The organism is Spiroplasma endosymbiont of Apeira syringaria (assembly GCF_964020205.1).
Taxonomy (GTDB): domain Bacteria; phylum Bacillota_I; class Bacilli_A; order Mycoplasmatales; family VBWQ01; genus Spiroplasma_E; species Spiroplasma_E ixodetis_A.
In genome coordinates this window covers 1,606,435-1,625,494 of sequence record NZ_OZ026543.1, presented here as the reverse complement: position 1 = coordinate 1,625,494, position 19,060 = coordinate 1,606,435, and the positions used below count along the sequence as shown (strand labels likewise).

Here is a 19,060-nt window from a genome sequence, read left to right as displayed (position 1 = left end):
TTATTAAAGTATTTCAATTACTTGAATTAAACCACCAGCAATAATTGCTCCTAAAATTGGTCCAATAACAGGCACTGGAGCATATTTTCAATCAGAACTTCCTTTATTTGCTATTGGTAAAATAGCATGAATAATTCTTGGTCCTAAATCTCGAGCTGGATTAATAGCAAAACCTGTTGGTCCACCAATAGCAAGTCCAATAACCATAACACCAATACCAACAGTCGCAGGTCCAGTAATAAACGCAGAACCACTATTAAATATTTTATAATTAATAACTAAATTTTTAATACCAATAGTAGCACAAACAATCATAACTAGCATAAATGTTCCAATAATTTCTGTTATAGTATTTCAAATATAATTACGTTCGGCTGGGGCTGTTGCAAAAGTTGCTAAAATTTTATTATTATCTTCAGTAATGTTATATTGTTTAAAATATGCTAAGTAAACAACTAATTGTCCTAACATTGCACCTAAAAATTGAAATAAAATATAAAATGGAATATAAAGGAAGTTTTCCCCGATAAAAGCTGTTTTTTTATTAGCAACTCATAATCCAATAGTAACAGCTGGATTTAAATGTGCTCCTGAAATTCCACTTAACATTGCAGCAATAGCAACAGCAAATCCTCATCCAGTACAAATAACAAGCCAACCACTATTTTCTCCCTTTGTTTTTTTTAATAAAACGTTGGCAACAACACAATTTCCTAGTAAAATTAGGATAAATGTGCCAAATAGTTCACCAATAATTACTTGTGAGACTTCTGGCATAATATTTTCCTCCTTAAATTAAATATTTTTTATCATATTTGCTACTAGTAAAGCAATTGCTGGTGCTGAACTTAGACCTGGTGATTTAATACCAGCAACATTAATAAAGTTAGGATTATTACTAGCAAATTTTATGAAAAAATCATCAGTTTCAACACAAATTGCTCGTGAACCACTAATTACTTTACAAGTTTTATTAATATTTAAAGTTGGAATAATTTTTAGACCAATTTTATTAATAAGTTCAATATCTTCAATTGTAATTAATCTAGTATCACTTTTCGGTACATTTTGATGAGAAGTAGGACCCACCAAGATATGACCATCAAGCATTGGGGCAACTATTACTCCTTTACCATGAATAGTAGGTATCATAAATAGAATGTGATTATTTATAATATGATTTTCGGTTTTTTCAAGAATACAATACTGTCCTCTTCTAGTTTTTAAAGTGAAATCTTGACAATTTATTAACTTTGCAATATCATCAGCATAATGACCAGCAGCATTAATAATATATTTTGAAGTAAAAGTTACTTTTTTTTGATTATTTAAACAAGTAACTCGAAAACCTGAATTTAATGTTTCAATATTAATTACTTGATGATCAACTTTTAGTTGTCCTTTATTTTTAATCATGCGATTAATTAAAGATTGTGTTAATAATACTGGATCAACAGCATATGAAGCAGAACAAAGTAGTGCACTAGTAACTTTTGGATTAACATTAGGTTCTAATGAAATTACTTCTTCTCTTGTTAATATTGATAATTCTTTTTTAGCAAGACCATTAGTAATACCGCGTGCATATAATTTTTGTATTTCTGAGTTTTCTTCTTTGCTAAAAGCAAGTATTAAAGAATCAATTTTTTTTCATGGAAAATCTAAATTTTTAAATCAATCATTTTCATATAATTTTCTGCCCTCTAGATTTAATTTAGCATTTAGTTTTCCTGGTGTTGGATCAAATCCACCATGAATGACTCCAGAATTTCCTTCTGATGTTTCTTGGGCAATTCTTAAATTTTTTTCTAAAATAACTACTTTTAAGTTTCTTTTTGATAATTCATCACTAATAGCAGCACCAATAACACCAGCACCAATAGTAATAACATCAAAATCAAATTCCATTACTTTCACCTCTCTCTAAACATAATTAAGAACAAAAGTTCTATCTGTGTATAGTTTAATTATAATATATTTTTTTATTATTAACTTAATTCCAAATATTAGGTTAATTTTTAGACATTTTTAAATGAGATTTTATTAAAAAAAATAAGAAAAATTTGCGTTATATTATAAATAACGATATAAGTTCAATATCGTTATAATTTTAATGAGTATATATAAAAAGATATCCAATTATTAAAATTGTATTATTTAAAAGGTAGGTATATGAATGAAACAATTACTAATGACATTAAGTACATTAACAACATTAACTTTAACAAGTAATACTGTTATTAATAGTATTAATGATAATATTGTTAATAACAGTAGCTTAACAAATAAATCATCAATAAAGAATTATACAAATTCATTATTTAATAATCAATGAAATGTTTTAGATACTAGTGATTGAATTACTAACCAATCAATAACTGATTATAAGTTTTACAGTTATGATACTTCAGCATTAAAAAATTATACTTTTACCAATGCTAGAAACGTCTTCTTAGTAGATACAACAGGTAACCTAGTTTATAATACCAAAGTCATTGTTCCTGATAAAGATAAATCAGATATTGAAAATACTAAACAAGAAATGAATAATACTAAAAAAGTAACTACTATTAAAGATACATATAATCCATATAGTAAAAGTAAATATAGTACTTCTTATTTTAGTGGTGATAATCAAGATTGAAAGTTAATTCAGCAAGGTGGAATTGAAAAACACATTGATATTTCACAACAAGCAGGTGCTGATAAAGTTGAACATAGTGATAATTTAAGTGAAACATTGGGTCTATATTATATTGCTAAAGCAACATTATCTAATAAAATTGATAGAACGATTGCTCAACAATTAGCTAATTATTTTATTAGTCAAAGTAGTTTAAAAGAACAAATTAATAATGAATTAGTTACTAAAATTATTGATTTAATTATTGATAATAAATATATTTATAATTTTATTTATAATCTACCATTTAATATTAGCGACAAAAACTATTCATTAAACTATATTTTTGATAAAGATAATAATTTAATTGAAATTTATTATAACAAATGAAATGCTGATCCAGTTACTAAAAATTTAAATTATAAATATAGTGATAGTTATAACGGTACTTCTTCTAATAATGGATATACAAGTGATACTAAAATTATATTTAATGATTGAACGAAGTATGCTAATAATTGAACTGATTTTACTAATATTTTTTCTACTATTACTTTTGATAATAATTCTTTTATTTCTGCAGTAATACCAGGAGGGACAGATAAAAAAAAGTAATATGAGTGTTGCAACAAAAAATATTACGGAAACTATAACTATTCAATTTAAAGTTTATAGTCATGATACTGTATTTTTATATTGGGCAACTTTAGCTATTTGAATTAATATTTGACATGATGATCATAATGTTTACTTAGATATACAAATAGAAGAAAGTGCTAGTGGAGGAAATAAAACTTTAACTTCTAATATAAATATAAACGATGTGTCTTTTATTTCTACAATGAAATAATTGATGTGTTTAACAGTTAAATAAATAAGTTTAATTAAGAAAAATTAAAAATAAAAATATTTAGTTAAGTATAAATGATATTGAATTAAAAATGCTGGACAATTACCAGCATTTTTAAAGTTATATTTGATAATAAACTATATTAGAAAATTAAACTATTATTTATTCAAACTCTGATTTAGGAAATACATATTTATCGATAGCTTTTGCAACACCACCACAAGTATTTTTACTAGTAACATCATATGCTATTTCTTTTAAATTAGGATGAGCATTTTGCATTGCAATACCATATTTAGCCCACTTTATTAATTTATAATCATTCATACCATCACCACAAGCTAGTACTTGGTCAGGAGTAATATTTCATTTTTTGCATAAAAATTGTACAGCAGCAGCTTTATTAATACCAATTGGATTAATTTCGATAACACTATGAGAAGAAGTAGCAAGTTCTAAATCTTTTATAGTATTTAATTGTTCTAAAATTGGATTAACTTGTTTTTTCTTTTTACAAAATAATAAAATTTTATACATACCCTCATCGGTATTCTCATCAATTTGTTTAGTTGGTAGGTTATTAAAATTTTCCATAATTTTAACTTTTAGTGATCTGCGATTAATTAAGCCTGTTTTATTATCGGTACTATATCCTCACATTGCTAAATTATTTTTATTAGCAAATTTAACTATTGTTTGTATTTGCTCTTTTGTTAATGATTTTTCATATAATATATCTAATCTATTATCATTAGTAATATCAAGGATGTTACCACCATTATAACAAATAATATGACCGGTTTTTTCGTGCATTAAACATGCTTTTGCAATATCAATGGTTGAACTTGGTGCTCTTCCTGTTGCAATAATAACTTTAATATTTTTTTGATATGCTTTTTGAATTGCAATTAGATTTTTAGGATGAATTTTTCATCTACTTTTTAGTAAAGTTCCATCTAGATCAAGAACAATTAATTTAATAGCCATTATAAATACCTTATTTTCCCATTTCTTCGATAATATTAGTCATATCTTTTTCAGAAACTAAACCAAAATTTTTTTTAACTTCTTTTCCTTCTTTATTAAAATAAATTAATGTTGGAATTGATTGGATTTCATACTCTTTTGCTAGTTCTTTAGCTTTGTCAACATCAACTTTAATAAAATTAATATTTTTGTGTTTTTCGTCATTAGCAACATTTTCAAATCTTGGCCCTAACATTTTACAAGGACCACATCATTCTGCTGAAAAATCAATTACTGTTATTTTTTTTAATTGTAAAAGTTGCTCAACTTCTTTTATAGAATTAATATGTTGTATTTTGCTTTCATTATGCATGTGTTCACTACCTTTTCTTTTAATTTATTTTATGGTTTAATTTTATCATTAGTTTTAATTTTTAAAACATTAAACGATAAAATATTTTTTTTAATTTTAGTTATTACTATATAAATATTTATAATTTTTTTAGAATAAATTTATAAGAAAATTGTAAATTATTTTTCGGACTTCTCCCCACATGTACTTGTGGAGGGAATAATGAAACTGAATGAATTCAACAATGCTTTTCAAACTGAACAGCAATGTCTTGCATATATAGCAAATTTGAAAGAAAACAAATGTATTAGGTGTTTTAGTTTTAATTTGAATACTTCTGATTTAAAAAGAATGAGATGTTTAAAATGTAATAAAACATTTAGCATTCTCACAGGCACCATATTTTCAAGGTCACAAACATCTTTAACATCTTGGTTTTATCTTATCTTTAGATGAATAAACACCAAACATGGAATTCCATCAACAGATATTGCAAAAGAATTGGGAGTGACTTTGAAAAATGCTTGAAGAATGACTCATAAAATCAGAACACGTATTGCAAAACAAAAACCTCAATTTATTGTTAAAGGTACAGTGCAAATTGATGAAATGTATCTTTCACATATGGGTTTTAAAAAACAAGGAAGATCCTTGGTGAATAAAACCTTGATTGTTGGCATTTATCAAAAAACAACCAATAATTTAATTGTGAAAGTATTGAAAAACGCAAAGAGTAAAAAGCTTTTGCAGTTTGCAAAAAACCACATTTCTTCAAAATGTCTTGTATATACTGATTATTGAAAAGGATATTGCGATTTTAAATCAGTTTTCACTAAGCATGAAACAGTTAACCATCAAGATGGCTATTTTTCAAAAATTGGTGTAAATACCAACCAAATTGAATCAGTTTGAAAACATATAAGAAGAACATTTAAAACACATATCAAAGTTGCAAAACATCATGTTCATTTATATGCTAAAGAAGCTGCATATAAATTCAACAAGATACCTAGTTTTGAAACTGTAATTCTATGTTTGATTTAAAAATGTGGGGAGAAGTCCGTAGATAGGCTTTTCTCAGCATTTATGTGATAAAATTAAAATAGTACATAAAGGGAGAAAAGCCTTATTTTGTTTAAAATTAAAGAAATATCTTTTCAATTTTAGAATATATCTGTTATAATCTGAAATATATAGGTTAGGACTAAACAATTTATAGGTTAGGACTAAACAATTTGAGAAGGGGATAAATAAATTATTAGTATATTTTATAAAACTGTTTAATAAATAGATGTAAATGAATTTTAAAAGGTGTAGAGTTAATATTTATTTATGGTATTTCAAAAAAATAGTTTGGTAGAGAGTTATTTTTTAATTTTTAATATTATTTATTTTTCCACAAAAACAAAAATTGTAAAAACCTATGTGTTAAAGTATGTTTATATTAAGTTTTTAAGAGCAGGTTATTTGGGTTACTATAATTTATGCATCCTTTTAGAAGGAGAGTAAAAAATGTCTGTTTTTAATAGACTTGCATGTGTTTTTAAGCCACCTGCAAAAAAAGAAATTTTTAGTGAAGACTTAAAGCAAGTTAATAAAAAATTTATTATTTTACGTAATCAAGTTTTTGGTTTTAGCATTTTATCATATATTCTTTACTACTTTACTCGTCAAGCGTATACAGTAGCGGGTTCTGCTTTAGAAAGCAATGGTAGCATAACTAAAATGGAGTATGCTTTAATGGGAACAATTTTTGCGGTTGTTTATGGTGGTGCTAAATTTATTGTTGGAAATGTCGCTGACCGTAGTTCAGGAAGAGTAATCATGATTGTTGGATTATTTGTTTCTTCTATTTTAAATATTATTATGGGTGGTGTAGTTGCTTTTGCTGGAACTAAAATTAGTGTTGGCCCATTTGTAATGATGTTGAGTTTGATTGCGATGTTGGCTGTTTTCCAAGGTATGGGTTGACCAGCTACAGCTAGACTATTTTCTCATTGATTTACTGATAAAGAACGTTCAGGACGTATTGGAATTTGAAACTCAGGACAAAATATTGGTGCTGCTTTATTACCAGTTGTTGTTATTTCTTTAGTAACAGTACTTGATCCGGGTGGAACAATTTATGGTTTATATTTTTGAATTCCTAGTATTTTTGCTTTAGCTATGATTCCATTATGTTTATGAGGATTACGTGATCGCCCCGAAGCAGAAGGGTTACCTACTGTTGAAAAATGAAAAGGTGTTCTAGAACATAAAGAAGAAAAAGCAGAACTTAATTGAAAAGAAATTTTTGTAAAGTATATTTTAAAAAATAAATTTTTATGAATATTAGCATTTGCTAATATTTGAGTATATGTTGTACGACAAGGACTGGCAGGATGAACATTAATTTTAATGAAAGATGTTCATGGTTTAGATTTAAAACATAGTAAATGATTTGCTGCCTGTTTTGAATTATCTGGTTTATTTGGTGGTATTTCTGCAGCATATTTTGCTAAGTGATTTTTTAATAATCGTAAAGCACCATTAATGATATTTGGATTATTAATTGCACTTTGTGGACTGGTTTTATTGCAAGTTGCTCCTCGTGGTAATATGCCTATGCTTATTACTGCTTTAATGATTGCTGGTTTTGGTGTTTATATGCCACAAGCAATGATTGGTGCTACTGCTATTGAACTAACAAATAAGAAAGCAGCTGCTACTGCTTCAGGATTTACAGGATTATCTGGTTATTTTCTTGGTGATGCTCTTTTTTCAAAAGTAGTAATTGCTGGTATTGGTAATGAAAACTGAGATTATGTATTTTATTACTTTTATGGTTGTATTGCTGCTGCTATTATTTCATTAGCTTTACTATGAACAAAAAATCAAGATAATAAAATATTATAAAAATATTATTAAATTAGCACCATAATAAGGGTGCTAATTTTTTTATTTAAAATGATATTTTAATAATAAAATTACGGACTTCTCCCCACATGTACTTGTGGAGGGAATAATGAAACTGAATTAATTCAAAAATGCTTTTCAAACTGAACAGCAATGTCTTGCATATATAGCAAATTTGAAAGAAAACAAATTTATTAGGTGTTTTAGTTTTAATTTGAATACTTCTGATTTAAAAAGAATGAGATGTTTAAAATGTAATCAAACATTTAGCATTCTCACAGGTACCATATTTTCAAGGTCACAAACATCTTTAACATCTTGGTTTTATCTTATCTTTAGATGAATAAACACCAAACATGGAATTCCATCAACAGATATTGCAAAAGAATTAGGAGTGACTTTGAAAACTGCTTGAAGAATGACTCATAAAATCAGAACACGTATTGCAAAACAAAAACCTCAATTTATTGTTGAAGGTACAGTGCAAATTGATGAAATGTATCTTTCACATATGGGTTTTAAAAAACAAGGAAGATCCTTGGTGAATAAAACCTTGATTGTTGGCATTTATCAAAAAACAACCAATAATTTAATTGTGAAAGTATTGAAAAACGCAAAGAGTAAAAATCTTTTGCAGTTTGCAAAAAACCACATTTCTTCAAAATGTCTTGTATATACTGATTCTTGAAAAGGATATTGCGATTTTAAATCAGTTTTCACTAAGCATGAAACAGTTAACCATCAAGATGGCTATGTTTCAAAAATTGGTGTAAATACCAACCAAATTGAATCAGTTTGAAAACATATAAGAAGAACATTTAAAACACATATCAAAGTTGCAAAACATCATGTTCATTTATATGCTAAAGAATCTGCATATAAATTCAACAAGATACCTAGTTTTGAAACTGTAATTCTATGTTTGATTTAAAAATGTGGGGAGAAGTCCGTAGATAGGCTTTTCTCAGCATTTATGTGATAAAATTAAAATAGTACATAAAGGGAGAAAAGCCTAATTTAATTGTGAAAGTATTGAAAAACGCAAAGAGTAAAAATCTTTTGCAGTTTGCAAAAAACCACATTTCTTCAAAATGTCTTGTATATACTGATTATTGAAAAGGATATTGCGATTTTAAATCAGTTTTCACTAAGCATGAAACAGTTAACCATCAAGATGGCTATGTTTCAAAAATTGGTGTAAATACCAACCAAATTGAATCAGTTTGAAAACATATAAGAAGAACATTTAAAACACATATCAAAGTTGCAAAACATCATGTTCATTTATATGCTAAAGAAGCTGCATATAAATTCAACAAGATACCTAGTTTTGAAACTGTAATTCTATGTTTGATTTAAAAATGTGGGGAGAAGTCCGTAGATAGGCTTTTCTCAGCATTTATGTGATAAAATTAAAATAGTACATAAAGGGAGAAAAGCCTAAAATTAATAAAATTTTATTGATTTTCAAAGTTGCGGTGTTATAATAAATTAAGTAACACAATTCAATTAAGTAACACAATTCACCGCAAGATAATTTATTAATTATTTTGTTTTTTATGTTATGATTAGTTTGTTAGTAAAAATATATAAAATTATTAAAAATGGTTGGAGTTTTATATTTGCAAGAAAATTTTTATATTAAAAAAGTTTATTATGGTGCTTATGTAAAAAATATAATTTTACCTATGAGTGCTATTTTAAATAATAAGCGTAATGAAGTTGGTATTAAAAATTTAGGTATTAATGATAAAAAGTTACGTAATTCTACTACGGACTTCTCCCCACATGTACTTGGAATGGCAACCCTTTTTAGGACTATTTTTTGGTAGACATTTGTTTTTGATAATTAACTGGAGTTAAGTAGTTTAAAGTGCCGTGAATTCTTATGTTGTTATATCAATTGATGTAATCAAATAATTCTAATTTTAATTGGATTAATGATGTAAAATTTTTATCATTAATAAATTCGGTTTTGAAAGTTTTAAAGGTTGCTTCAGCAACAGCGTTATCATAAGGACAACCTTTTTTGCTTAAAGAGCGATTAATATTGAATGCTAGTAAAAGTTTATCAATAATTTTATTATTAAATTCATTACCGCGATCACTATGAAATATTTGAATATCTTTTAAACAGCGATTTGAGTGCATAAATGCTTGATATACTAATGATGCATCTTTTTTAGTACCTACACTATGTCCAATTATTTCGCGGTTAAATAGGTCAATTAATAAACAAATATAGTTTCACTTACCATTTACTTGAACATAAGTTAAATCACTAACAATAACTTCATTTTTAACTCTATTATTAAAGTTTCTATCAACAAGATTGGTTATTTGACTATCATTGACTTTATTATGATAATTTTTGAATGATAATTTAGTGTATTTTGATATTAAATTATGTTTATTCATAATTTCTTTAATTTTTCGTCTTGATAAATAAATTTCTTGGTTTTCTAGAATGACTTTTAATCTTCTAGTACCATAAACTTCTTTATTTTTTTTAAAAGCACTAATAACAGCTTGTTCATAAATATTATTTTGAATTTTATTTTTTTTCTTTAAATTAAAATAATATGTTGATTTAGAGAGTTTTAAAAAATGACACATTGTGCGAATTTTATATTTAGATTTATTATTTGCAATAATCTCTACTTTCTGCCTATTATTAGTTCTGCTTGCTTTAAAATATCATTTTCCATTCTTAATTGTTTTAATTCTTTTCTTAATTTAATTAATTCATTTTCTTCAACAGAACGATTATCTTTAGTTTTAAAACTACCTGAATTAGTAAATTGCTTAATTCAATTGTAAGTAGCTGCTCTTGTAACATTATATTCTTTAACAAGGCAAGATACTGATTTGCCACTTTGATATAAAGCTACTATTTGTTTTTTAAATTCATCGGTATATGAGTTAATATTGGCCATAATTATAGTTCCTTTCTTTGTTCACTTGTCTATGTAATTAGTGTCCAATAAAGTGTAACCCATCCATTACCTTCAAATCAATTAACACAAAAAAAGAATTAGATGAATATTTACCATTCGAAATTATTATTAATAAATTAGAAAAACATTTAGAATTTAAAGAATATGAAAAATTAAATAAAATTAATTCGAACTTAGATAATTTGTGTACTAATTTGTCAACAATTATCAAAAAACATGATGTAATAAATCATATTAAAGATGAATTAAAAAATATTGATTTTAATGATGAATTTACTTTTGAAAAATTTAATTCTTTAATTCGTGCAGAAATCAGTAATGATTTTTTAAAAGAACTTTTAAATGAATTAAGTAAATTATCAAAAACTGATTTAAAAAATGAAGACTATTCTATTAAAGAAATTATAAAAAATAGTTTATTCAATACTAACTTTTTTTTAACAACATTATTAATAAATCATTTAGTTATTACTGCTTCTTCTGCTTATACTGCTGAAACATTAACATGAGAATCTTATACAGAAGATATAGTATCAATTAATAATATTATTTCAACTATTGTTCGTGCTACAGTAATGAGATTTGTTAATGAATATTTTATTAAAAATGCATTAAATACAATTTTTGAACCAGTAAAAAATTATTTTTGCCCTCAAAATAATGATCATACATTGCTAAAATCATTTAAAAATTGAGTTAAAAATCAAAATAAATTAAGTCAATTAGGAGTCTTTATCGTTAGTTTTCTTTTTATTAGCGCCATTACTAATGCTATTAAAACTTATGCAGCAGATGTTACACAAAATAAAGGAGATTGAAAAAAAGCTTGAATTCAATTTAAAGAAACATTTCCAAAATTAGGAATGGTATTATCAGCACTTGGTGTAACTAGTTCTGATTTATATAATTTAACAAATAAAATGAAACCAGCTTTTAAATTAAAATATAAACAAAAAGAACAACAAAATATTATTGATGAAGTATTATCTGAATTACCAAATATAATAAATCAAGCAAATGGAAATACTGCTAGTGATGGAAGAAGTTTTCTTACTAGAAGAATAAATGGTCATATTAATAATATTAATGAATGAGATGAAAATGATGTGCAACATATAAATAACTCAGATAGAGAATCTCTTATTCCTAATAATAATCATAATCATGATCGTTCTCTTATCCAATGCGTAACTATCTAATTATATTAATATAGTGAAAAGATTCCTACTTTTAATGAAATTAAAAGTAGGAATTAATATATGAAAAATATTTAAAAATATTAAAATCATTTTTATTTATAAAAAGTTTAAATTATAATAAATATTTTATACAATATTTCATTTTTTTATTATAATTTAGTAGACTATTAATAAACATATTTTATAAGGAGTGAAATATATATAATGTTAAAAATGAAAGGTATTGGTGCTAGTAATGGCATTGCTCTAGCCAAAGCATTAATCTTAAAACATGAAACTATCAAAACTAATCCTAAAAAAATTAATGAAAAAGAAATAGAAGGAGAAGTTAAAAAGTTACATGATGCCTTAAAAATAGCAGGTGATGAAATTAAACAACTCATCCAAAATACAACAAAAACTTTGGATGAAGAAAAAGCCGCTGTTTTTGAAGCTCATTTTTTAGTAACAACTGATCCAGTATTAATTGAAGATACTGAAAAGTTAATTAAAGAAGAAAAATATAATGCTGCTAATGCTTTAGAAAGTACTGCTAATAAAGCAATTGCAACATTGCAAGCAATGGATGATGATTATTTTCGTGAACGTGCTGCTGATGTTATTGATGTTCGTGATCGAATTTTACGTAAAATTTTAAATATTAAAACTATTGATTTAAGTGCAATTAAAGAAGAAACAATTATTGTTAGTCATGATCTAACACCTTCAGAAACAAGTCAATTGAATCCTAAGTTTGTTAAAGGATTTTTATGTGATATTGGTGGTAGAACTTCTCATGCAGCAATTATGGCTCGTAGTCTTGGTATTCCAGCAGTTCTTGGGTTAAAAAATGTTACTACAAAAGTAAAAAATAATCAATTTTGTGTATTAGATGGTAATACTGGTGAAATTGAAATTGATTTAAATAGTAGTGAAAAAAATAAATGAGTTGCTAAACAAAACGCATGAATTGAAGAACAAAAAGAATTATTAGTATTTAAAGGTAAATTAACTAAAACCAGTGATAATCATGAAGTAAAGTTAGAAGCAAATATCGGTTCACCTAAAGATATGATTAAAGCAATTGAATATGATGCACAAGGAGTAGGACTTTTTAGAAGTGAATTTCTTTATATGGAAAGTAGTGATTTTCCAAGTGAAGATATTCAATTTGAAGAATATAAAAAAGTATTGTCTGCTACTAAACATAAAGTTGTTATTAGAACTTTAGATATTGGTGGTGATAAAGAATTATCATATTTAGATTTACCAAAAGAAATGAATCCTTTCCTTGGTTATCGTGCCATTCGTTTGTGTTTAGATCGTAAAGATATTTTTAAAACTCAGTTACGTGCTTTAATTCGTGCTTCAGCTTTTGGTAAATTAGCTATTATGTTTCCAATGATTGCTACTGTTGAAGAATTTAAAGCAGCTAAATCATTATATGAAACTTGCAAAAAAGAATTAATTAAAGAAAAAGTTAAAGTTAGTGATGATATTCAAGTTGGAATGATGATTGAAATTCCAGCAGCAGCAGTTAATGCAGAAATATTTGCTAAATATGCGGATTTCTTTTCAATTGGAACTAATGATTTAATTCAATATAGTTTAGCCGCTGATCGTATGTCAGAAAAAGTGTCTTATTTATATCAACCATATCATCCATCAATTTTACGTTTGATTAAGATGACAATTGATGGTGGACATAAATATAATCGTCCTGTTGCCATGTGTGGTGAAATGGCTGGTGATAAAATTGCTGTTCCACTACTAGTTGGTCTAGGGCTAGATGAATTTTCAATGTCTGCATCTAGTGTTTTAGAAACTAGAAAAATTATTAGTACTTTAAATAAAAAGGATACAGAAATATTAGCATCAAAAGCATTACAATGTGAAACCAATGAAGAAGTTAAATCATTAGTAGAAAAATTTTTATCAAAAAAATAAAAATATTATTTATTTTTAAAGTTACATTATTTAATGTTAAAATTATAAACATCTAATTTACATAATTTTGAGGAGAATCGACATATGTTTTTCAAGAAAAAAAAACAATTACCTTTATTAATTTATGCACCAGTTACTGGTAAAGTTATTAACCTTAGTAAAGTTGAAGATCCAGTATTTGCTCAGGAAATGTTAGGGACTGGTTTTGCTATTATTCCTGAATATAAAGGTAAAGATGGAGTTGAATTTGTATCACCATTTGATGGAAAATTAGCAACAGTATTTAATACAGGACATGCTTATGGTATTAAAGATGTAAATACAGGTATTGAATGTTTAGTTCATATTGGTATTGATACTGTTGAATTAGCTGGTAAGGGCTTTGATATTAAAGTTGAACAAGGTAAACCAATTAAAAAATCAGAAGTAATGGTAGTTGCTAATTTACAAGAAGTTAAGAATAAAGGTAAAAAAGTAACAACACCAATTGTTTTCACTAATGAAACAATGGAAGGTTATGTTGTAAAGCAAGTAGTAAAAGATGATGAACAAGTAACGGTTGGTCAATTAATTGCTGAAGTCACTAAGAAATAAATATTTTTATTAAAACAAAACCATTTAAGGTTTTGTTTTAATAAAAATAAAATTAATTTGATAAAATATTAATAAGTATTTATATATTATTGGAGGGTATCATTTATTATGGATAATTTTTGGCAACATTATTGATGAGCAATACTTATCGTAGTTTTAGCTATGTTAATAATACTTTATATTTTATATAGAATTTATCAAATTTTCCATATTGATTATCACTGAGAACTGAATCGTCATTTTCCACAATGAAGTAACGAGGGAATCATCACTAGGGATAACTATTTTTTACATACTGAATTTAAATTTGTTGATAATAGTAAATATATTATTATTGGTATTCATGGTATGGGTGCCTCTTTAACAGACTTTAAAACAGATGCTAAGTTTTTTACTAAACATGGTATTTCATTTTTAAGTTTTGATCAACGAGGTTGAGGAGAAAATGAAAAATGAAAATATCATACTTTAGGAACAACTATTAATGATATTAAAGATATTATAACAGTTTTGAATGAACGTTATCCTAATAAAAAAATTTTATTAATGAGTGAATCATTAGGTTCTGCATTAACAGCATTAGCAATTAAAAGATTACCAAAAATGATTGATGGTGCAATTTTAACTAATTTTGTTACTAAGAAAAAAATATTTAAAATAAAACCTTCATTAGTTTGTCATGCAATTTGAGGATTTCTATTTTATAAACATCATCCATTACCTATTACTTTTGATATGGAAACAATTTCTATTAATTCTAATTATATTAAAAAAGGGAAAATTAGAGCAATGACTAATATGAAATTTACATTATTATTTTCCTTACAAGCACAAAAATTAAGTAAACAAGTACCAAAAAATCTTAATAGTGCTAAATGTCCGGTTTTGATTGTTCAATCTGCAAAAGATATATTTGCTGATTTTGATAAAATTGCAAAAAATAATAAACGTTGAAGACAAGGGATAACTTATAGTTTTTATGAAGAAGGTAATCATGCGATTTTAAATGAACCCAATATTAATATTATTTTAGAAGATATTTTAACTTGAATAGAAAAAGAACATATATAATGATTATCGGACTTCTCCCCACATGTACTTGTGGAGGGAATAATGAAACTGAATGAATTCAACAATGCTTTTCAAACTGAACAGCAATGTCTTGCATATATAGCGAATTTGAAAGAAAACAAATGTATTAGGTGTTTTAATTTTAATTTGAATACTTCTGATTTAAAAAGAATGAGATGTTTAAAATGTAATCAAACATTTAGCATTCTCACAGGCACCATATTTTCAAGGTCACAAACATCTTTAACATCTTGGTTTTATCTTATCTTTAGATGAATAAACACCAAACATGGAATTCCATCAACAGATATTGCAAAAGAATTGGGAGTGACTTTGAAAACTGCTTGAAGAATGACTCATAAAATCAGAACACGTATTGCAAAACAAAAACCTCAATTTATTGTTGAAGGTACAGTGCAAATTGATGAAATGTATCTTTCACATATGGGTTTTAAAAAACAAGGAAGATCCTTGGTGAATAAAACCTTGATTGTTGGCATTTATCAAAAAACAACCAATAATTTAATTGTGAAAGTATTGAAAAACGCAAAGAGTAAAAATCTTTTGCAGTTTGCAAAAAACCACATTTCTTCAAAATGTCTTGTATATACTGATTCTTGAAAAGTATATTGCGATTTTAAATCAGTTTTCACTAAGCATGAAACAGTTAACCATCAAGATGGCTATGTTTCAAAAATTGGTGTAAATACCAACCAAATTGAATCAGTTTGAAAACATATAAGAAGAACATTTAAAACACATATCAAAGTTGCAAAACATCATGTTCATTTATATGCTAAAGAAGCTGCATATAAATTCAACAAGATACCTAGTTTTGAAACTGTAATTCTATGTTTGATTTAAAAATGTGGGGAGAAGTCCGTAGATAGGCTTTTCTCAGCATTTATGTGATAAAATTAAAATAGTACATAAAGGGAGAAAAGCCATGATTATTTATGATATTAGATCAAAAAATAATTAGAAAATTTAAAAATAGTAAATAATAGTTGATTGCGTAATTTTTATTTTATAGTTATAATAGTATTTAATTAAGTAACACAATTCAATTAAGTAACACAATTCAATAATTTAATAATTTAATAATTGGAAATGTTTAGTAATCTGTGTAACTTACAAAAATAACTATGTTTAATTAATTCTAGTAAATATAATTAAATGACTAGAAAGAGTGAGTTACAGATGGCTAAAAAAGATAACTTTAATAATAATGATCCAATATCAAAAGCAGTAGATTTATTACTAGAAAATACTGAAGATTTAACAACAGTTTTTAAACCTGGCGGTTTATATAAAGAATTAACAAAAAGATTAGTTGAAAAAATGTTGAATTCTGAAATGCAAAATTATTTATGATATGAAAAAAATAAACATAGTACTACTGAAAATGCTCGTAATGGTACAAGTTCAAAAAAATTAATAACTCAACAAGGTAAAATTGAAAGGCTTTTCTCCCTTTATGTACTATTTTAATTTTATCACATAAATGCTGAGAAAAGCCTATCTACGGACTTCTCCCCACATTTTTAAATCAAACATAGAATTACAGTTTCAAAACTAGGTATCTTGTTGAATTTATATGCAGCTTCTTTAGCATATAAATGAACATGATGTTTTGCAACTTTGATATGTGTTTTAAATGTTCTTCTTATATGTTTTCAAACTGATTCAATTTGGTTGGTATTTACACCAATTTTTGAAACATAGCCATCTTGATGGTTAACTGTTTCATGCTTGGTGAAAACTGATTTAAAATCGCAATATCCTTTTCAAGAATCAGTATATACAAGACATTTTGAAGAAATGTGGTTTTTTGCAAACTGCAAAAGATTTTTACTCTTTGCGTTTTTCAATACTTTCACAATTAAATTATTGGTTGTTTTTTGATAAATGCCAACAATCAAGGTTTTATTCACCAAGGATCTTCCTTGTTTTTTAAAACCCATATGTGAAAGATACATTTCATCAATTTGCACTGTACCTTCAACAATAAATTGAGGTTTTTGTTTTGCAATACGTGTTCTGATTTTATGAGTCATTCTTCAAGCAGTTTTCAAAGTCACTCCCAATTCTTTTGCAATATCTGTTGATGGAATTCCATGTTTGGTGTTTATTCATCTAAAGATAAGATAAAACCAAGATGTTAAAGATGTTTGTGACCTTGAAAATATGGTGCCTGTGAGAATGCTAAATGTTTGATTACATTTTAAACATCTCATTCTTTTTAAATCAGAAGTATTCAAATTAAAATTAAAACACCTAATACATTTGTTTTCTTTCAAATTTGCTATATATGCAAGACATTGCTGTTCAGTTTGAAAAGCATTTTTGAATTCATTCAGTTTCATTATTCCCTCCACAAGTACATGTGGGGAGAAGTCCGAATTGAAATTGATGTACCAAGAGATCGCAATAGTAATTTTACTCCTGTAATAGTTCCTAAAAGGCAAAGAAGATTTGATGGTTTTGATCAACAAGTTCTTTCCTTGTATGCAAAAGGAATGACATTATCTGACATTAGAATGCAGTTGCAAGAGTTATATCATGGTGCTGATATTAGTGAAAGTGTTATTAGTCAAATTACTGATGATGTTATTGATGATGTTAAAGCATGACAAAATCGACCATTAGAAAGTATTTATCCTATTGTTTATTTTGATTGTATAGTAGTTAAAGTACGACAAGATAAACGGATTATTAACAAATCAGTTTATATAGCATTAGGATTTGATTTAGAAGGCAAAAAAGATGTTTTAGGATTATGAATTAGTGAAAATGAAGGTTCTAAGTTTTGATTATCTAATTTCACAGAAATGAAAAATCGTGGCTTAAATGATATTCTTATTGCTTGTAGTGATAATTTAACAGGCATGTCAGAAGCAATACAATCAGTTTATCCTAAAACAGAACATCAATTATGCATTGTTCATCAAATTAGAAATAGTTTAAAATATGTTTCATACAAACATCGAAAAGGTCTAGTTGCAGATTTAAAACCAATTTATAGTGCATGTAGTGAAGAACAAGCAATGCAATCTTTAGAATCGTTTGAAAGTAAATGAAATAAACAATATCCTCAAATTACTAAATCTTGATATAAAAATTGAGATAATTTAATGGTTTTTATTAGTTATCCAGTAGAAATCAAAAGAGTGATTTATACTACAAATGCTATTGAATCTGTTAATAGTCAATTACGAAAAATCATCAGAAATAAAAAAGTTTTTCCTAATGATATGGCAGTTTTCAAAATATTTTACTTGGCAATTGAAAATATAACAAAAAAATGAACATTGCCTATTCAAAATTGAAATACAGCAATTGCTCATTTTATGATAAAATTTGAAGACAGAATTAATCTAAATTAGTAACTTTGTAAAACAAAGATACACAGATTATTAAAAAGCCTCTTTCCTTTTCAACGTCTATTAATATCCAATCTTTTTTGTGTTATTCCACCATAACGACTATTAGTATCATCTATTCACTCTTCTTCATCGCTTGTTGAAAATTGATCTTGACTTGTTGAAGGTTGATCTTGACTTTTGATTGCATTGTAATTATTGTTATTTTTATTTAATAAAGGTGTTTGTTCTGAATTGTTTTTTG

At 26.1% G+C, this 19,060-nt stretch carries 22 protein-coding genes and 2 pseudogenes; 15 read left to right on the top strand and 9 right to left on the bottom strand.

From position 1 onward, the window contains the following. Positions 1 to 3: 3 nt before the first annotated feature. Together AACL02_RS10005 and glpO are read right to left on the bottom strand one after the other, a co-directional pair. Positions 4 to 777, bottom strand: a complete 774-nt coding sequence (locus AACL02_RS10005) for an MIP/aquaporin family protein (RefSeq protein WP_339041310.1) — start codon at positions 775 to 777, stop codon at positions 4 to 6. A gap of 18 nt (positions 778 to 795) precedes the next feature. After that, positions 796 to 1,908: a type 2 glycerol-3-phosphate oxidase gene (glpO, locus tag AACL02_RS10000; RefSeq protein WP_339041308.1), complete on the bottom strand. Its 1,113-nt coding sequence runs from the start codon at positions 1,906 to 1,908 to the stop codon at positions 796 to 798. Positions 1,909 to 2,176: 268 nt separating this feature from the next. On the opposite strand from glpO, the gene AACL02_RS09995 reads away from it, so the two are divergent. After that, a complete protein-coding gene (locus tag AACL02_RS09995; protein WP_339041306.1) occupies positions 2,177 to 3,238 on the top strand; it encodes a hypothetical protein in 1,062 nt (353 codons plus the stop codon). Position 3,239: 1 nt separating this feature from the next. Beyond that, entirely contained in the window at positions 3,240 to 3,473 is a 234-nt protein-coding gene (locus tag AACL02_RS09990) for a hypothetical protein (RefSeq protein WP_339041304.1), read from the top strand. 162 nt (positions 3,474 to 3,635) lie between these two features. Here AACL02_RS09990 and AACL02_RS09985 read toward each other — a convergent pair whose 3' ends face one another. The 3 genes from AACL02_RS09985 to AACL02_RS09975 all read right to left on the bottom strand — a co-directional run bounded on the left by AACL02_RS09985 (position 3,636) and on the right by AACL02_RS09975 (position 5,068). Then, on the bottom strand, positions 3,636 to 4,460 hold the full coding sequence (locus tag AACL02_RS09985; protein WP_338975427.1) for an HAD family hydrolase: 825 nt from the start codon (positions 4,458 to 4,460) through the stop codon (positions 3,636 to 3,638). Between the two features lie 10 nt (positions 4,461 to 4,470). Continuing rightward, entirely contained in the window at positions 4,471 to 4,812 is a 342-nt protein-coding gene (gene trxA, locus AACL02_RS09980) for a thioredoxin (RefSeq protein ID WP_339041302.1), read from the bottom strand. A 118-nt stretch (positions 4,813 to 4,930) separates the two neighbouring features. Next, complete coding sequence (locus AACL02_RS09975; protein WP_339041299.1) at positions 4,931 to 5,068, bottom strand: hypothetical protein; 138 nt, start codon at positions 5,066 to 5,068, stop codon at positions 4,931 to 4,933. Between AACL02_RS09975 and AACL02_RS09970 the strand changes: the two genes are divergently transcribed. Continuing rightward, entirely contained in the window at positions 5,014 to 5,835 is an 822-nt protein-coding gene (locus AACL02_RS09970; protein ID WP_339041297.1) for an IS1595 family transposase, read from the top strand. The genes AACL02_RS09975 and AACL02_RS09970 overlap by 55 nt on opposite strands. Here the strand turns inward: AACL02_RS09970 and AACL02_RS09965 are convergent. Next, on the bottom strand, positions 5,821 to 5,952 hold the full coding sequence (locus tag AACL02_RS09965; RefSeq protein WP_339041294.1) for a hypothetical protein: 132 nt from the start codon (positions 5,950 to 5,952) through the stop codon (positions 5,821 to 5,823). The two genes, AACL02_RS09970 and AACL02_RS09965, sit on opposite strands and share 15 nt — an antisense overlap. A gap of 351 nt (positions 5,953 to 6,303) precedes the next feature. Between AACL02_RS09965 and AACL02_RS09960 the strand changes: the two genes are divergently transcribed. The 4 genes from AACL02_RS09960 to AACL02_RS09945 all read left to right on the top strand — a co-directional run bounded on the left by AACL02_RS09960 (position 6,304) and on the right by AACL02_RS09945 (position 9,518). Next, positions 6,304 to 7,686: an MFS transporter gene (locus tag AACL02_RS09960; RefSeq protein WP_338975071.1), complete on the top strand. Its 1,383-nt coding sequence runs from the start codon at positions 6,304 to 6,306 to the stop codon at positions 7,684 to 7,686. A 175-nt stretch (positions 7,687 to 7,861) separates the two neighbouring features. Beyond that, positions 7,862 to 8,617 carry an IS1595 family transposase gene (locus AACL02_RS09955; RefSeq protein WP_339041292.1) on the top strand — a complete coding sequence of 252 codons (756 nt, stop codon included), beginning with the start codon at positions 7,862 to 7,864 and terminating at the stop codon, positions 8,615 to 8,617. Positions 8,618 to 8,682: 65 nt separating this feature from the next. Further along, a complete protein-coding gene (locus tag AACL02_RS09950; protein WP_339043716.1) occupies positions 8,683 to 9,045 on the top strand; it encodes a transposase in 363 nt (120 codons plus the stop codon). A gap of 263 nt (positions 9,046 to 9,308) precedes the next feature. Next, positions 9,309 to 9,518 carry a hypothetical protein gene (locus tag AACL02_RS09945; RefSeq protein ID WP_339041290.1) on the top strand — a complete coding sequence of 70 codons (210 nt, stop codon included), beginning with the start codon at positions 9,309 to 9,311 and terminating at the stop codon, positions 9,516 to 9,518. Here the strand turns inward: AACL02_RS09945 and AACL02_RS09940 are convergent. After that, positions 9,505 to 10,622 (bottom strand): IS3 family transposase gene (locus tag AACL02_RS09940; protein WP_339041288.1). Its coding sequence is split into 2 segments (ribosomal slippage): positions 9,505 to 10,379 and positions 10,379 to 10,622, totalling 1,119 coding nucleotides; the frame shifts between segments, so codons are not numbered across the junction. The two genes, AACL02_RS09945 and AACL02_RS09940, sit on opposite strands and share 14 nt — an antisense overlap. Before the next feature lie 215 nt (positions 10,623 to 10,837). Between AACL02_RS09940 and AACL02_RS09935 the strand changes: the two genes are divergently transcribed. The 4 genes from AACL02_RS09935 to AACL02_RS09920 all read left to right on the top strand — a co-directional run bounded on the left by AACL02_RS09935 (position 10,838) and on the right by AACL02_RS09920 (position 15,433). Continuing rightward, a complete protein-coding gene (locus AACL02_RS09935) occupies positions 10,838 to 11,842 on the top strand; it encodes a hypothetical protein (RefSeq protein WP_339041286.1) in 1,005 nt (334 codons plus the stop codon). 201 nt (positions 11,843 to 12,043) lie between these two features. Continuing rightward, positions 12,044 to 13,768 carry a phosphoenolpyruvate--protein phosphotransferase gene (ptsP, locus tag AACL02_RS09930; RefSeq protein WP_422397855.1) on the top strand — a complete coding sequence of 575 codons (1,725 nt, stop codon included), beginning with the start codon at positions 12,044 to 12,046 and terminating at the stop codon, positions 13,766 to 13,768. A gap of 84 nt (positions 13,769 to 13,852) precedes the next feature. After that, the gene (locus tag AACL02_RS09925; protein ID WP_338975419.1) at positions 13,853 to 14,362 is read left to right on the top strand and encodes a PTS glucose transporter subunit IIA; all 510 of its coding nucleotides are present in this window, start codon (positions 13,853 to 13,855) and stop codon (positions 14,360 to 14,362) included. 108 nt (positions 14,363 to 14,470) lie between these two features. Beyond that, the gene (locus AACL02_RS09920; RefSeq protein ID WP_339041282.1) at positions 14,471 to 15,433 is read left to right on the top strand and encodes an alpha/beta hydrolase; all 963 of its coding nucleotides are present in this window, start codon (positions 14,471 to 14,473) and stop codon (positions 15,431 to 15,433) included. Here AACL02_RS09920 and AACL02_RS09915 read toward each other — a convergent pair. Continuing rightward, complete coding sequence (locus AACL02_RS09915; protein ID WP_339041280.1) at positions 15,387 to 15,530, bottom strand: hypothetical protein; 144 nt, start codon at positions 15,528 to 15,530, stop codon at positions 15,387 to 15,389. The genes AACL02_RS09920 and AACL02_RS09915 overlap by 47 nt on opposite strands. Between AACL02_RS09915 and AACL02_RS09910 the strand changes: the two genes are divergently transcribed. After that, positions 15,476 to 16,297 (top strand): IS1595 family transposase, encoded by an 822-nt coding sequence (locus AACL02_RS09910; RefSeq protein ID WP_339041278.1) that lies wholly within the window; start codon positions 15,476 to 15,478, stop codon positions 16,295 to 16,297. The genes AACL02_RS09915 and AACL02_RS09910 overlap by 55 nt on opposite strands. 336 nt (positions 16,298 to 16,633) lie before the next feature. After that, positions 16,634 to 16,894: pseudogene (locus AACL02_RS09905) on the top strand (transposase); the annotation flags it as partial. An 83-nt stretch (positions 16,895 to 16,977) separates the two neighbouring features. Here the strand turns inward: AACL02_RS09905 and AACL02_RS09900 are convergent. Further along, positions 16,978 to 17,799 carry an IS1595 family transposase gene (locus AACL02_RS09900; protein WP_339040763.1) on the bottom strand — a complete coding sequence of 274 codons (822 nt, stop codon included), beginning with the start codon at positions 17,797 to 17,799 and terminating at the stop codon, positions 16,978 to 16,980. On the opposite strand from AACL02_RS09900, the gene AACL02_RS09895 reads away from it, so the two are divergent. Further along, complete coding sequence (locus AACL02_RS09895; protein WP_339041274.1) at positions 17,745 to 17,867, top strand: hypothetical protein; 123 nt, start codon at positions 17,745 to 17,747, stop codon at positions 17,865 to 17,867. The genes AACL02_RS09900 and AACL02_RS09895 overlap by 55 nt on opposite strands. Beyond that, positions 17,836 to 18,819 (top strand): annotated as a pseudogene (locus AACL02_RS09890) (IS256 family transposase); the annotation flags it as partial. The gene AACL02_RS09895 and the pseudogene AACL02_RS09890, both read left to right, overlap by 32 nt. Positions 18,820 to 19,060 lie beyond the last annotated feature (241 nt).